This is a genomic window from Methanobrevibacter millerae (assembly GCF_001477655.1).
Classification (GTDB): domain Archaea; phylum Methanobacteriota; class Methanobacteria; order Methanobacteriales; family Methanobacteriaceae; genus Methanocatella; species Methanocatella millerae_A.
In genome coordinates, this window is record NZ_CP011266.1 from 318,154 (window position 1) to 333,720 (window position 15,567).

Sequence of the window (15,567 nt, forward strand, 5' to 3'; positions counted from 1 at the left end):
TTAGAAAAATCTTTTTAATCATGTGGTTTACAGTTCATGTTATTTTTCAGGTTATAATTTTTCAATAGTTCAATACAATCCTCTTCAAATAATTCATCATAATATTCTTTAAAAGTTTGTTTAGGAAGTTTTTGATAAGTATTATTCATAATTTTTTCCCAAACCATATCTATTTGGGTTTTTGAATATATTTTCTTTTTCTTGTTAATTCGTCATATACTTTTTTTGGAAGTATTATTTTTGAGAATAATTTTTGTAAAAATTCATATTCATCTATTTCTAAAAAACATACTAAAACATCCGAATCATAAAAAATTGGTTTATAATCTATGTTAATCACATAAACTTTTATAAATAAGTTTTTCCTTATATAAATCAAGTAAAATGTCTTTTCTTTTCCCATTACCTATTTTTTCAGCATTCCATAATCTTTCTGTTAATGGTATCATGTGGCCAATTGAGTAGTACTGTTTGTTTTCTGGTGATTCGTATAATTCTGTATCATAACCTAAACTATTGGCTTTTTGTGTGATGTTGAATGAAAATTCTGCAAATTGTGATCCGTCTATCAATTTTTCTGAATATAATCTTCTAATTAATTGGTGGTGGTCTATTTGAAAATACTGCTCACATTTAATAATTTCTTCAATCGTCCATTTGTCAATGTTGTTGGATTCTATAAAATCATATAATCCGTGTGGTGTCATTAGTAAATTTGATGCAAATTCATCTGCTTTTTCTTCTATTTTGTTTTCAAATCCTTCAGAGCATATATAGAAGTTTTCATCCTTGTTTAGCAAATGGTATAATTCATGTGCTAATGTAAAATTTTGACGGCCTCTTGAATGTCGTGAGTTGATTAATATGATAAAATCAGAATTTTTATTAAAAAAGCATCCGCTTACGCTTCTTTTCATGGGAAATGAAACAATTGTTAAATTTTTAATTTTTTGAGGAAGAATTGTAAATAGATTTATTGCACCGTATTCATCAATTCCAAGTTGTCTTCTTATATTGATGTTTGATTTGGGTAGTTTATCTTCTTGTGGTGTTGTATGTTTTCTTAATAGATTTAAATGTGATGCAAGTTTATTGATTTTGGCTATTGCATTTAAATCCATATCATTTCCAGATTTGAACATTATTTTTTGTCTTTCATACTCATCGCTTTGGCCTAAAAGATATTCTGGTGTGCAATTGTATAGGAAACATATTTTGTCTAATAATGTTAAATTTAAATTTCTTTTGTTATTTTCTATTTTTGATAAGTTGCTTTGGTCTATTTTTAAATATTCTGCAATTTGCATCTGTGAATATCCATGTTCTTTACGTAATCTTTTTAATTTAAATCCAATATCTGTCATATTAATCCCATATATAATAATTGTCATATTAATTATTTAAAATTATCTTATTTTTTTAGGTCAAAGATGTGTTAATTTAAATATATGTCATATTTCTTTTTTTTAAGATGGAGTGTTCTTTGATTAAATATTGTTGTTATGTGCAACTATTTATATGATTAATTAAAAAATATTAATTAAGGTGATTAAATGAGTAATCTTGAAATAACAGATAAATGGGATAAAGTTTTTCCTAAAAGCGATAAAGTAGATCATAAAAAAGTAACATTCAAAAACAGATATGGATTCACTTTGGTTGCAGATTTATACAAACCAAAAGATTCAACAGATAAATTGCCTGCAATTGCATGTGCAGGACCATTCGGTGCTGTAAAAGAACAGGTTTCAGGTCTCTATGCACAGACATTAGCCGAAATGGGCTTTTTGACAATAGCTTTTGACCCTTCATTTACTGGTGAAAGTTCAGGCGAGCCTCGGGACATGGCATCTCCCGACATCAACACTGAAGATTTCCAGGCTGCAGTAGACTACCTTGTAACATCAGATGATGTTGACGGTGAAAGGGTTGGAATCTGTGGAATCTGCGGATGGGGAGGAATGGCTTTAAACGCCGCATCCATTGATACCCGTATTAAGGCAACTGTAACATCAACAATGTATAACATGACCCGTATCAATGCAAAAGGCTACTATGATGCAGATGACAATGCTGATGCAAGATATGAAATGAAGGTTGCCCTAAACAACCAGAGAACTGAAGACTTTAAAAACGGCCAATATGCAAAGGCCGGCGGTGTTATAAAAGAAGTTACTGATGACCTGCCTCAGTTCGTAAAGGATTATCATGACTTCTATATTGAGCCTTTAGGTTATCATCCAAGATCTCCTGGTTCAAATGACGGATGGAACGTAACCGGATGTATGTCATTTATTTCCCAGCCGATAATTGCTTATTCAGATGAAATCAGAACTCCAATTTTGATAATTCACGGTGAAAAGGCTCACTCAAGATATTTCTCAGAAGACGAGTTTGCAAAACTGACTGGAGACAATAAGGAATTGATGATTGTTCCTGATGCGGTTCACACTGACCTGTATTACAAAACAGATGTAATTCCTTTTGAAAAAATTGCTGAATTTTTCCGTGAAAACCTTTAAGTTACTTTTTTAAGTAACTTTCTTTCTTTTTTACAATAAAAGTAAATTTTTTACTTGTCGTGACTATTGTCTGGAAAGTGCTAAGTACGAAATTTATCTTATCTCTTTTAGACTGTATAAACTTACAAATCATCACCGGCTAGAGATTTAGCTGTTGTCTTTTTCATCCACTTCTTTTACCATTTGATGATTCATTCAAAATAATTAATTACTGTTCTTGGACTATATCATTTCCTTAAAAATGTAAAATAAAAAAAAGTTGAGAAGTATTTAAACTTCTCATGTTTTAAGCTGTTACGGTTACAGTATTAGAGATTCTTGCTTGTCCGTAAGAAGCAGTAATAATGTATTTTCCAGCTTGCAAGTTAATGTTTAATTTTGCAACACCATTAGCATCGGTTGTACGTTGATACATTACACCGTTTATGTTGAACTCTATTTTTTGGTTAGCGTATGCTTTACCTTGACCGTCAACTAATTTTGCTTCGTAAGCACCAGATTGACCGTATTTCTTGGTAAGGTCATTACCAGTTAATGTTGGTAAAACAGTAACATTGTGAGCAACCTTACATCCTTTATACTCAGCAGTAATAATGTAAGTTTTAGGAGGCAAGTTGATGCTAAGTTTTACATGACCTGTTGCATTGGTTGTACGGTTGTAGAATACACCGTTGATGTTGTAGGTGACAATTTCACCAGCTTTAGCAGGGTTACCATTATCATCTAAAACTTTTAAGACATACTGACTGTCATTGCGGAAGTATTTCACTAAATCTGAATCTTCAGTAAATCTAGGCAATACAGTAATAGTATTTGTTACACTTTCATTGGTAACAGGGTTTGTAGTCTTAATAGAGTATGTACCCGGTACCAAATTAATGTTCATTCCAGCCTTACCGTTTGCATCGGTGGTTCTGGTATAAGTAATATCATTTAATCCAAAAGTAACATCCTTATTAGCCAAAGCATTACCATCACTATCAGTGAATACAGCTTCAAATCTATCAGGTGCCTTTTCAATTTTAGTTAAATTCTCACTAACAACAGTAATGATTTCTTTTTCAACAGTTACGGTCTTATTAGTAGTAGCAGGTTTGTATTTATCATCCCCAGTGTATGTAACTGTGACTGTGTGATTTCCAGGAGCCAATTCAGGTAAATCAATTGATGCTTTACCGTCTTTTACAGGTGCATAGTATCCTTTACCGTCAACATCAACTAATACATAACCGGTTGCATCTTTTGGTAATTCAACGTTAACTGCATCATCAGAAATGTTAATGTCTGCTTTTGGATCAACAGGTTCAGGTGTTGGTTCTTCATCCTCAGGAACAGTTACACTAGCAGGTTTGGTTGCATTGGTGTATTTGTCATCACCAGCATATGTTACAGTTGCAGGATAGGTTCCTTCATCTAAACCGATTACGTTGACTGTTGCTTTACCGTCTTTTACAGGAGCATAGTAACCTTGACCGTTTACATCAACCAATACGTTACCTGTAGCGTCTTTTGGTAAAGTTACTTCAATGGTTGTGTTTGTAACTTTAACAGTCATTTCAGGAGTTACAGGTTCAGGGATTGGTTCGTCTTCTTCAGGAATGCTTACAGCAACGCTGCTTGTGTTTGCTTTGTAGTTATCATCACCAGTGTATGTTACTGTAGCAGTGTAGTTACCGGCATCTAAACCAGCAACATCAACAGTTGCCTTACCGTCAGTTACTTTTGCATAGTATCCTTTACCGTCAACATCAACTAAAACATAACCTGTTGCATCTTCAGGCAATTCAACAGTAATTGTGGAATTGGTTGAATCAACAGTCATGCTAGCATCTTCAGGTTCAATTTCTTCCTCTTTAGGAACACTGATTTTAACAGTAGTCTCATCTTCAGTGAAGTTATCATCACCAGTATAGATTACGGTTGCAGTGTAGTTTTCACCTGCTTCTAAGCCTTTAACATCGATTATTGCTTGGCCGTCTTTGATTTCTGCATAGTAGCTTGTTCCGTCAACGTCTACTATTACACCACCTGTTGCATCTTTGTTTACATTAACAGTTACAGTAGTGTTTTCTGCGGTTGCTTTGAGTTCAGGATCTTTTGGTTCAACTATTGGTTCAGCAGGGATACTGATTTCAACTGTGGTTTCATCTTCTGTGAAATTATCATCACCAGTATAGATTACGGTTGCAGTGTAGTTTTCACCAGCTTCCAAGCCTTTAACATCAATAACTGCCTGACCATCCTTAATCTCAGCATAGTAACTTGTACCATCGATATCTACAACAACACCACCAGTAGCATCTTTATTAACAGATACAGTAATAGTCGTATTATCTGCAGTTGCTTTTAATTCAGGATCTTTTGGTTCAATTACAGGTTCTTCTGGAATATTTAATGGAACTTCAAATGAAGCATTATTATAGTTATCATCACCAAGGTATGTTATTTCGGCAGTGTAATTTCCAGGTTCTAAATTAGGAATTGAAATAACTGCTTCACCATCTTTTACAGGAGCATAATAACCGGTTCCATTAACATCAGCTAAAACATAACCAGTTGCATCATCAGGTAAATCTAAAGTAATTGTTGATTGATCAGCATCAGCAACAACATCTGGAATGATTATAGCATCAGCTTTAGTAATTTCCAATTTTTCAGTATCATTTACCGCTTCATTATAGATTTCATCTTCATTGTAAGTTACAGTAACATCATATACACCTATTGGTAATACAGGTAAAGTAAATTCTTCACCAATAACAACATCGTCAAATGTTTCTTCACCAACTTTAACAGTAACATTACCTTTACAGTTAGTAGAAGTTACTGTAATTGTAGCATTGGTAAATACTGTTCCATTGTTAATGTTTACACTTAATTCAGGAGTTACTTTTGATACAGTGAAATTTGCATTTTCACTTGCTTCAGCATAATATGTATTTCCACCATATTTTGCAGTAACATTGTATGTTCCTTCTTTTAAGTTAGCTATATTTAAAATAGCTTTACCATCAGCAACAGTCTTGTTAGTAGTATTTTCATAACCATTATCTGAAACAATAATGAATGTTATGTTTTCACCATCAAAAGTAGAGTTCATATTTGCAGTTATGCTAATCTCATCAAGAGTAGTGAATTCATCTTCAACTTCTAAAGTTAATTCAGTTTCATTTTTATAACCTAATGCATAAAGGGTGTCTGCAGTTACTGCATAGATTACACCATTTTTATCCATTGCTAATTGTCCTTTAATTTCTGAATTTAATTCAAGACTCCACACTAATTTTTCATTTTGGAAAGCCCAGAGCATACCTTTTGAATCTCCAATATATAAAATACCATTTCCATCAACAATCATGGTAGTAGCATTTGCACCTATATCATATATTTCTGCTTCATTACCATTTTCTTCAGTATTATAACTATATAGTATACCACTATTATCAACTGAATACAATAAACCATTTTCATTATCAATTGCCATTACAGATCCAATACCATTATTTACTGTTATATTCCAAAGTGGACCTTCATTATTTAAAGCATTGATTGTATTGTCTTTACCAAATACATATACAATATTATTTTCATCAATTACTGGACGACCAATAGTACCCACATCAGAAAGTGATAAAATTATTTTATCTGAAGAAATAATATCAACAGCACGAATACCTTCAACTGTATTTACATATAATATATTGTTATCATCAAAAACAGGCATTGAAATTGGTTGTTTATCTATTACAACATTACCATAGGTTATTTGATTTGATGTTTCATCAAAGTTCAACATGGTAACATATTTGCCCTGATTAGGTTGTGCATCATTATCTGCAGCAACTGAAAGATATATTCTTCCATCAGGACCTTTTATTACAGGATATTTACTGTTTGTATACCATTGAACTCGGGAATCACTTGTTCCCATACCAGAAAAAGTATTAACATCAAAAGCTACTATATTTGACCATGGCCTTACATAGGATAATATATGATCATCAATTAAAGATACAGCACCTCTACTACCACCGTCCCGAGTGGTTTTTAAAGTACCATTATTATAGAATATTTTAACATTGCTATTGTCTGCAATATAAATATTGCCTTTGGAATCAATCACAACTGAAGAAATTGGATTATTTACAGATGCATTCCAAGCAACATATGCATTATTTAAACGAGTATATTCGGAATTTCCGGAATTTTTATTATCAAATCCAGGTACTCCCCATTGTGATGCATTATAAATAGTTGCAGTAGATTTATATTCCATATCATCAAAATTACCATCAGTATAACTAACAATCACCTCATAATTATCTGCAGCTAAACCAGAAATAGTAGTTGTTTGCACATCACCATTTAAAGTCAATTTAGATTTTTCCTCACCATTTAATTTTATGCTAATGTTACCAGTAACACTATTTCCACTACCATCAACACTAACAGTAATGCTGTCACTACCTGTTGAAACAGATGTTGTGAAAGGCAATACTAAAATAGGAACATGTAAATCTAAAGGATTATAATTATCATCACCAGGATATGATATAGTCAATCCATAACTTCCAGGGTTTATTGGATTATAGACATATACATAAATACAACTACCATCATACCACCAGTCAGCCATACCATAATTTCCAAAATTTTCACTCATTTGAATGTTAATATTGCCTTGATTAGCGGAACCATAATTCACATTATACTTGTGTGCTGGTTCCATTTCGTCATGATATCCAACAGGCAAATAAATTGTTTCTGGAATATCCACTATAATATCTGATTTTTCACCATCACCCATTACATCATCATCACTAACCCCCAACAATTGAGAGCTGGATGAGTCATTTACAACTATGTTTTTATTCAAAACATAGTTATTGTCACTAGTTTCCACATTTAAGTCAGAACTATCTAAAGTGGAAACATCTGTATTTAAATCATTTTCTACATCAATATCGGCTGCACTGGCCGCGCCAATGCATAAAACCAATACCAACATAGCACAAATTAATGAAAATTTAAATTTCATAAAACTTTACCTTCTTGAATTTAATAATAATCAATTATAAAAATTAATGTTTATTTAAAAATCAATTCAAATAAAATTTAAATTAACAAATATATAATTGATTATATTAGATATTTCTAATAACTATTATATAATGGTTATTAATGCAGTGTTGCATACTCGTCGGAAAATACATTAAACATTTAATTCTTTCTGTATAATTTGATCCAGGATTAAAATAATCTTCCCATAATGGTCGGAAATTATGATTGCACTACTATCACTGCATTGATACTTTCGTTTATAAACAGAAGTAGTGTCATTTATTTCAAAGTTATCTTTTCCTTCCCTATAAAGTTTAGATTAACATTTTAGAGATTTTTCTATCTCAGATACAATTAAAAAATTATTTTTGATTGTTTTATTTTTCACTGCATAAATGATAAATAATGAATCTATATCATCACTAAATTCAATGAAACCTTTTTTTATTAATGCAAAAACTTAATAATTTATCTAACCAATTTAAATCTGTGGTGGTTTTTTGGATTATACTATTATTTATACTCCACTCAATCTTTAACCATTACTATGACTTTAAAATTACTATTAAACTCATTAAAAGTTTTAAAATATTTCTTTTTTTGAAATATCATTTTTTGGATTTAAAAATTTAGTGTATAACATATTATAGTTTAAAAGAAGAATGATACGATTAAATTGATTTTAATCTTGTTACTTGTATTTTAATTAAGTCTCTATGGCATTAAAATTTGATAAATAGTTTTAGTATTTATTATTTTTTATTATATTTGTTGTTGTATATAAATTAAAGTATAATTTAAAAATAGAAATAAATTTAGACATTTTCCGACGAGTATGCAATACTGCTAATTATATTGGGGAAATAATATCAAAAGCATATAAAAGAAAGTATGGAACTAAAGAATCAATAATTAATCAAATTAATGGAAAGGGTTGGATTAAAAACCAAAAAAAATCAACAAACATAATACTAAATTATTTAAATCATATTTGATATATATTAACATAATTCTAAAAAATAATTGAGTTGAAAAAATGAATTTAAAGAAAAGAATAATGTTTATATTAATTATCTCTTTGAGCTTAATGATATTTTTATCACCAACATATGCAAGTGAAATAAATACTAATATGAGTATTGATAATTCAGATTTTCCACTAAAAATTAGCAATACTGAAGATATTCATGATGAAATTATTGCTAAATACCCTGTTGGTATTGGCAACACATACTATAATGGTGATTATAAAAATGAATATGGTGATTATGAATATAATGATAGTTACTATGATTATACTAAAGATTCATCTATAGATTATCCTATTACAGGAGTATATCATGGTCCCTATGTCGAACCTGGGCTGGTAATAAAAGAATTTAATATTAGTGCAGAAGATATTGATTCAAATAATTATGTAACAATTAATGTAAAATTTAATGGAACAATATGCAGCAATATTTTTTCTTTAGAAAGATACCCTGTAAAAATACTGGAAAATGATAAAATAATTGGAATAATAGCAGAAAACACTGTTTCAAATACAGATTATCCTAGAAGCCCTGAGGATTCTTCGTGGTCTACATTAGAACCAAATTATGCATTTACAACATCATTTAAATACAAATTAAAAGATGACACTACTGAATTAAGATTAATATTATGTAGTTTTTCATCAAATACACTTGTATTTCACGGATTGACAAAAATTCCATTAACTAATTTAAATGAAAACTCGATTAGAATTTTAAATAATAATAAAGTACATACTTCCAATTCCTCCTGGTTAAACAATGTCGAATCTTTGAATAAAGCACTTGAATTAGTAGAAGAAAATGGAACAATCATTTTAAATAATACTGACTTTTATATTAACTCAAAAATAAACATCAATAAAAACATTTCAATAATTGGAAATAATGTTACAATCAATGCTTTGGAAAATCCAGAAATATTTGAAATTATATCTGATGTAAAATTAACAAATATTACTTTTAAAAATGCTTCAGATTATATGTTAAATATTAAAAATGTAAATTGCATATTAGAAAACTGTATTTTCACGCAAACCAATGGAAAAATTATTAATAACACAGGAAATCTTAAAATAATCAATTCATCATTTAAGGACATTGATGGAATAAAAACATTCAACAAAATGAAGGTGAATAATAATACATATACTTTAATTTATAATCAGAATACTATTGAAATAAAAAACACAACATATGCAAATATAAAATTACCAAGATATATTGAATTAGACAATCAAATAGTAAATTCAAGTTATTTAATTTATAATTTAAAAAATTCCTTAATAAAAATAGACGATAGTAATTATAATAATGTATCCGCCAAAATAATCCACAATGATGGAAGTATGCATCTTAAAAATACAAATATCACAAATAACAATATTGAATTACCCATACTGAAAACAACATCATATCATAAAAAACTCAACAACACAGAATTAATTTCATCATACATTAAAACCTTTGATCCTAGTACCATTACTGGATTAATAGATAACTCATGTGAAATGAATATCTCAAATTGCAATATTGAAAACCTAACCTGGGTAGGGAAAAATGGAACAGGTAATCCCCTTCATGATTCATACTATATATTCTTTTATATCAAAAATCCATATGAAGTATATGGAGTATATGGTGTCCCATCAACAAGCTTTTCAACAAAAGCAGGAGCAATATACAATACAGGAAAACTAAACATCAACACAACAACATTCAAAAACCTCAAAGCAACCAATTCCGGAGCAATAGAAAATGAAGGAACACTCACAATAAACAATACCCTATTTGAAAACACCAAATCAGACAGGAATGGTGGAGCAATAACAAATAAAAAAACACTGACTGTTGAAAACACATTGTTTAACCATACAACAGCAGGATTAGGTGATAATGGTGATGGTGGAGCAATATACACAACAGGAAACGCAACAATAAACAAAAGCAACTTCACATACTGCGAAGGTACTTACGGCCAGGCAATAGTCAACTACGGAAACATAGCGGTAAACGGCTCAATATTCGACAGGTCAAAAGACAACAGCAGATTAAACCGAAACGGAGGAGTGCTGTACAACGGAGAAGACGGAACATTCACATTAACTAATTCAGTTATTGAAAATACCAGATTCAAACAATCATCAATATGGCCTACAATGTTTTACGGTGTTGTAATAAATGAAGGAGACATGACACTAACCAGAAACGTATTCAACAACAACACACCAACATCATACCAAAACATCATAGGAACATATAACCTATACAATACAGGAAAAATGAATGCTACTTTCAACATATTTACAAATACCATGAGGTCACATTATACACAAACGACTTATTTATATGCATTCAACAACAATAATGGTGAATTTTATATGAATCACAATTATTTTGACTACAACAAAGATCCATATAAAAACCACACCAACATGGAAGTCAACCAGTTCTTTGTCCTAAACTTCGAACCTAATTACATGCCATTGGAAATCGGAGAAAACACAACATTGAAAGTTACTCTAAAACAAAATAACGGTAAATTCTATTCAGATTATTCCAAACTGCCGGAAATGAACATTATATTGGACGTTAACGGTACAGTCATGACCAAAAAATTAGTTGATGGTGAAACATCAATCAACATAAACAACACACAAAATAAAGGAACATACTATGTAACCGCATATTATGGTGAATGGAACCAGACTGTGCAGATAGATATCGGAAAAGAAAACTCAAGTCTTGAAGTTGAAGCAGAAGAAATCTATTATGGTGATGATGCGAAATTCTACATGACCGTAACTGGAAACTATACGCACCAGCCAACCGGGAACATTACAATAATCGTTGACGGAAAGGAATACACAGCAAAAATCAAAGACACCAAAGCTGAATTGACAATCCCCGGAATGATACCAAAAACATATGATTTGGTAATACGCTATGAAGGTGATGAGGATTACTTCAAGGCGTTCTTCCATGAAAACTATACTGTGCACAAATATCCTACACAGATGAACATTTCAATTGAACCTATATATTATGGACAAAACGGAGTAGTTTTAGTTAGCCTATCACCAAGCGGTTTTACAAATCAGGCATACATGTACGTCACAGGACAAAATCAAAAAACAGTATATGTGCGTGACGGCAGTAAATTGCCTTTAAAGAACTTTGCAGCAGGAGAATATAACGTTACAATCGTAACATGGGATCACTCCAAATACGAAGCATGCAACGCATCAGCAGTATTCATTGTTAAAAAATACGAAACCAACCTTACAGTAAACACATCAGACATTATGGCCGGCGAAACAGCATATCTTAACATAACATTAGCTCCTGAAGGTGAAGTTGCAGGAGAGGCTAACTTAACAATAAACAATAAAACAGAAACAATTTATCTAAAAAACGGAAACAATACCGTTAAATTGGAAAACCTCACCGGAGGATCATACAACATAACAATTTTCTTCCCTGGAGATAAAAAATATTCAAACTCATCTGCAAATACAGTTTTAAACGTCAAAAAACACAACACAACAATGGATGTGACTGTTGAAGAGGATAAAATCACAGTTAAAGTCAATCCGTCAAATGCAACCGGAACAGTAAACTTATATATTAACGATCAATTGCAGCAATTAAACCTGACCAATGGAACTGCAACATTTGCTCCAAACTATAACAGATTCAACAACAGCATATTCGTCTACTACGAAGGAGATGACTACTATAACTACACTACATTCAACGCAACATATGAAAACAACAAATTGGCTAATCTAACAGGTTATGATGTATTGACTTATGATGGAGAAAGCGGAACAATTTATGTAACGTTAACTGATGAAAGCGGATATGGAATTTTCGGAAAAAACATTACAATAAGCATTAACAACAAAAAATACACTCATACAACCAATCAATCAGGAATAGCATCACTGACGCTGACACTTCCGATTGGAAATTACACAATAACATCAAAATATGATAATTACACAGCAGAAAATACTTTCACAGTGCTTAAAAATATAAACATGACTACTGTAGGAGATATTGAAGTATATGACAATGAAAGATTCCAATATTATGTTAAGTTAACTGACGGAAGAAACAACAATATCAAAAATGCAGAGGTTACATTCACTGTTAACGGCCAAAAATACATCAACAAAACTAATAATAACGGTATTGCAAGAATATTTTTAACACTAAACAAAGGAAACTACACAATTACTGCCAAATACAAAACAGAAACCTTAACAAATAAAATTAATGTTCGGGAAAACGATAATTACACATTAACTGCTAATGATTTGGAGATGTATTATCGTGACGGATCTGCATTTAATGTAACACTGAAAGACGGAAACGACAACACACTAAGCGGCAGAATAATCACATTCACAATCAATAATAACACATACCAAAGAACAACTGATAAAAATGGTGTGGCATCCATCCAAATAAACTTAGCACCAGGAAAATATGAAATAAAAACAACATACATAGACACATCAACTACCAATAAAATATTGATTAAAGACTATCCAGTTATCATCACTGGTGAAGATGTGGAAATGTATTATCGTGACGGTACCAACTACACTGTCAGCTTAAAAGACACAAGAGGAATCGCATTAACTAATGTCAATGTAATATTTACTGTTGATGGTGAAAACTACACAAGAACTACTAATAAAGATGGTATCGCATCCATTGCAATCAACCTGCCGGAAGGAACATACACAATAACAGCAACTTATAAAAATGCATCAACAACCAATAAAATTGTTGTTAAAGATTATGCACCAGTAATTACAGGAAACGATGTGGAAATGTATTATCGTGATGGTACAAACTACACTATCACATTGAAAAATACTAAAGGAGCACCACTAATTAATGTCGATGTAACATTCACAATAGATGGTGAAAACTACACAAGATCAACTAATTCTCAAGGTATCGCATCCATTACAATCAACCTGCCGGAAGGAACATACACAATAACTGCAACATATAAAAACGCTTCAACAACAAATAAAATTGTTGTTAAAGACTACGAACCGGTAATCACTGGAAGCGACATTGAAATGTATTATCGTGATGGAACAAACTACACAATCACATTGAAAAATACGCAGGGAACTCCGATTTCCAATGCTGATGTGATTTTCAATATCAACAACAGAAACTACACCAGAATAACCGATTCCAACGGTATTGCAAGAATAACAATCAACCTGCCGGCAGGAACATACACTATAAAAGCAACATATAAAAACGCTTCAACAACCAACAAAGTTACTGTTAAAGACTACGAACCGGTAATAACCGGAATAGATGTGGAAATGTATTATCGTGACGGTACTAATTACACAATCACATTGAAAAACAGTAAAGGCGATATCCTATCAAATAAAGTGGTTACATTCAATGTTGATGGTGATGACTATAACAGAACTACCAACAGCAATGGTGAAGCATCAGTGACAATTAACCTGCCAGCAGGAACATACACAATTAAAACAACATATAAAAATGTATCAACAACAAACAGGATTACAGTGAAAGAATATCCTCCAGTATTAACAACTGAGGACTTGGAAATGTATTTCCATGACAATTCAACATTCAAAGCAACCTTAACCAATACAAACGGTGATGTATTAACAAACAGGAAAGTTACATTCACAATTGGAAATGAAACATACACGGGAACTACTAATAATCAGGGTGTAGCATCTATTGCAATTAATTTGGCTCCTGGAAACTACACAATAAAAACAGCATACCAAAACTTAACTAAAACAAACAACATTGAAATCAGGACAAACTACAATCTTGAAACAAAAGATTTAGTCATGATTTACAAGGACGGATCAAGGTTTACTGCAAAACTGACTGACAAAAACGGTAACACTCTTAAAAATGCAACAGTTTTATTTACAATCAACGGACAGCTATACACAAGAAAAACCAATGATGAAGGAATTGCATCAATAGCAATCAATTTAAACAGCGGAATACATACAATCACAACAAGATACCAGGAAGAGTTTAAAACAAACAATATAACAATCAAAGCTACAGTTGAAGCAAAAGATGTTGTTAAAGTCTATAGAAACGCAACACAGTATTATGCGAAATTCACTGACAATGCTGGAAAAGTACTTAAAAATACGCAGGTCACATTCAACATCAATGGTGTCTATTACACAAGAACAACTAATGAATCTGGTGTTGCAAAACTAAACCTAAACCTCCAACAAGGAAAATATATACTAACAGCAATCAACCCAATAACCGGAGAAAACGCAGCAAACAACATCACAATACTGCCAACAATAACAGAAAACAGAGACATTACAAAATACTACAAGAACGCGACACAGTACACTGTCAAACTAATAAAACCTGATGGAAGCATTGCAGGAGCAGGAGAAAAAGTAACATTCAACATAAACGGAGTATACTACGAAAGAACAACCAACGAATCAGGAATCGCAAAAATGAACATAAACTTAAACCCTGGAGATTATATAATAACCGCTGAATATGCTGGTTGTAAAGTATCAAACAACATCAAAGTACTTCCAACAATAAAAGCACAGGATTTGACTAAAAAATATGGTGTTTCCAGCCCATTTACTGCAACGCTGCTTGACGGTACAGGAAAAGCACTTGCAAACGAAAAAGTAACATTCAACATCAATGGTGTATTCTATACAAGAACAACTGATGCTGATGGTATTGCAAAATTGAATATTAATTTGCAGGCTGGAAAATATATAATAACTTCAAGCTACAATGGACTGAATGTGGCAAACACCGTAACCGTACAAAGCTAAAAACATCTATAACCATCACCATTTTTAAATATATAATCAAAAAGGAAGTCTACGAAAAATTGTATAGTTACTATCTTATCTGGATTTAGGCAA

Annotated in this window: 5 protein-coding genes; 2 read left to right on the plus strand and 3 right to left on the minus strand. The window is 31.5% G+C overall.

All coding sequences use genetic code 11. The features are described 5' to 3' along the window. Positions 1-14 precede the first annotated feature (14 nt). Together SM9_RS12455 and SM9_RS11585 are read right to left on the minus strand one after the other, a co-directional pair. Positions 15-149 carry a hypothetical protein gene (locus SM9_RS12455; protein ID WP_269744793.1) on the minus strand — a complete coding sequence of 45 codons (135 nt, stop codon included), beginning with the start codon at positions 147-149 and terminating at the stop codon, positions 15-17. Between the two features lie 183 nt (positions 150-332). Then, on the minus strand, positions 333-1,364 hold the full coding sequence (locus SM9_RS11585) for a helix-turn-helix domain-containing protein (RefSeq protein WP_083495795.1): 1,032 nt from the start codon (positions 1,362-1,364) through the stop codon (positions 333-335). 189 nt (positions 1,365-1,553) lie between these two features. Here SM9_RS11585 and SM9_RS01160 point away from each other — a divergent pair, with 189 nt between their 5' ends. Then, positions 1,554-2,522 (plus strand): alpha/beta hydrolase, encoded by a 969-nt coding sequence (locus SM9_RS01160; RefSeq protein ID WP_058738394.1) that lies wholly within the window; start codon positions 1,554-1,556, stop codon positions 2,520-2,522. A 286-nt stretch (positions 2,523-2,808) separates the two neighbouring features. Here SM9_RS01160 and SM9_RS01165 read toward each other — a convergent pair whose 3' ends face one another. Beyond that, entirely contained in the window at positions 2,809-7,560 is a 4,752-nt protein-coding gene (locus SM9_RS01165; RefSeq protein ID WP_058738395.1) for an Ig-like domain repeat protein, read from the minus strand. 1,155 nt (positions 7,561-8,715) lie between these two features. Here SM9_RS01165 and SM9_RS01170 point away from each other — a divergent pair. Further along, positions 8,716-15,474 (plus strand): Ig-like domain repeat protein, encoded by a 6,759-nt coding sequence (locus SM9_RS01170; RefSeq protein WP_157064624.1) that lies wholly within the window; start codon positions 8,716-8,718, stop codon positions 15,472-15,474. Positions 15,475-15,567 lie beyond the last annotated feature (93 nt).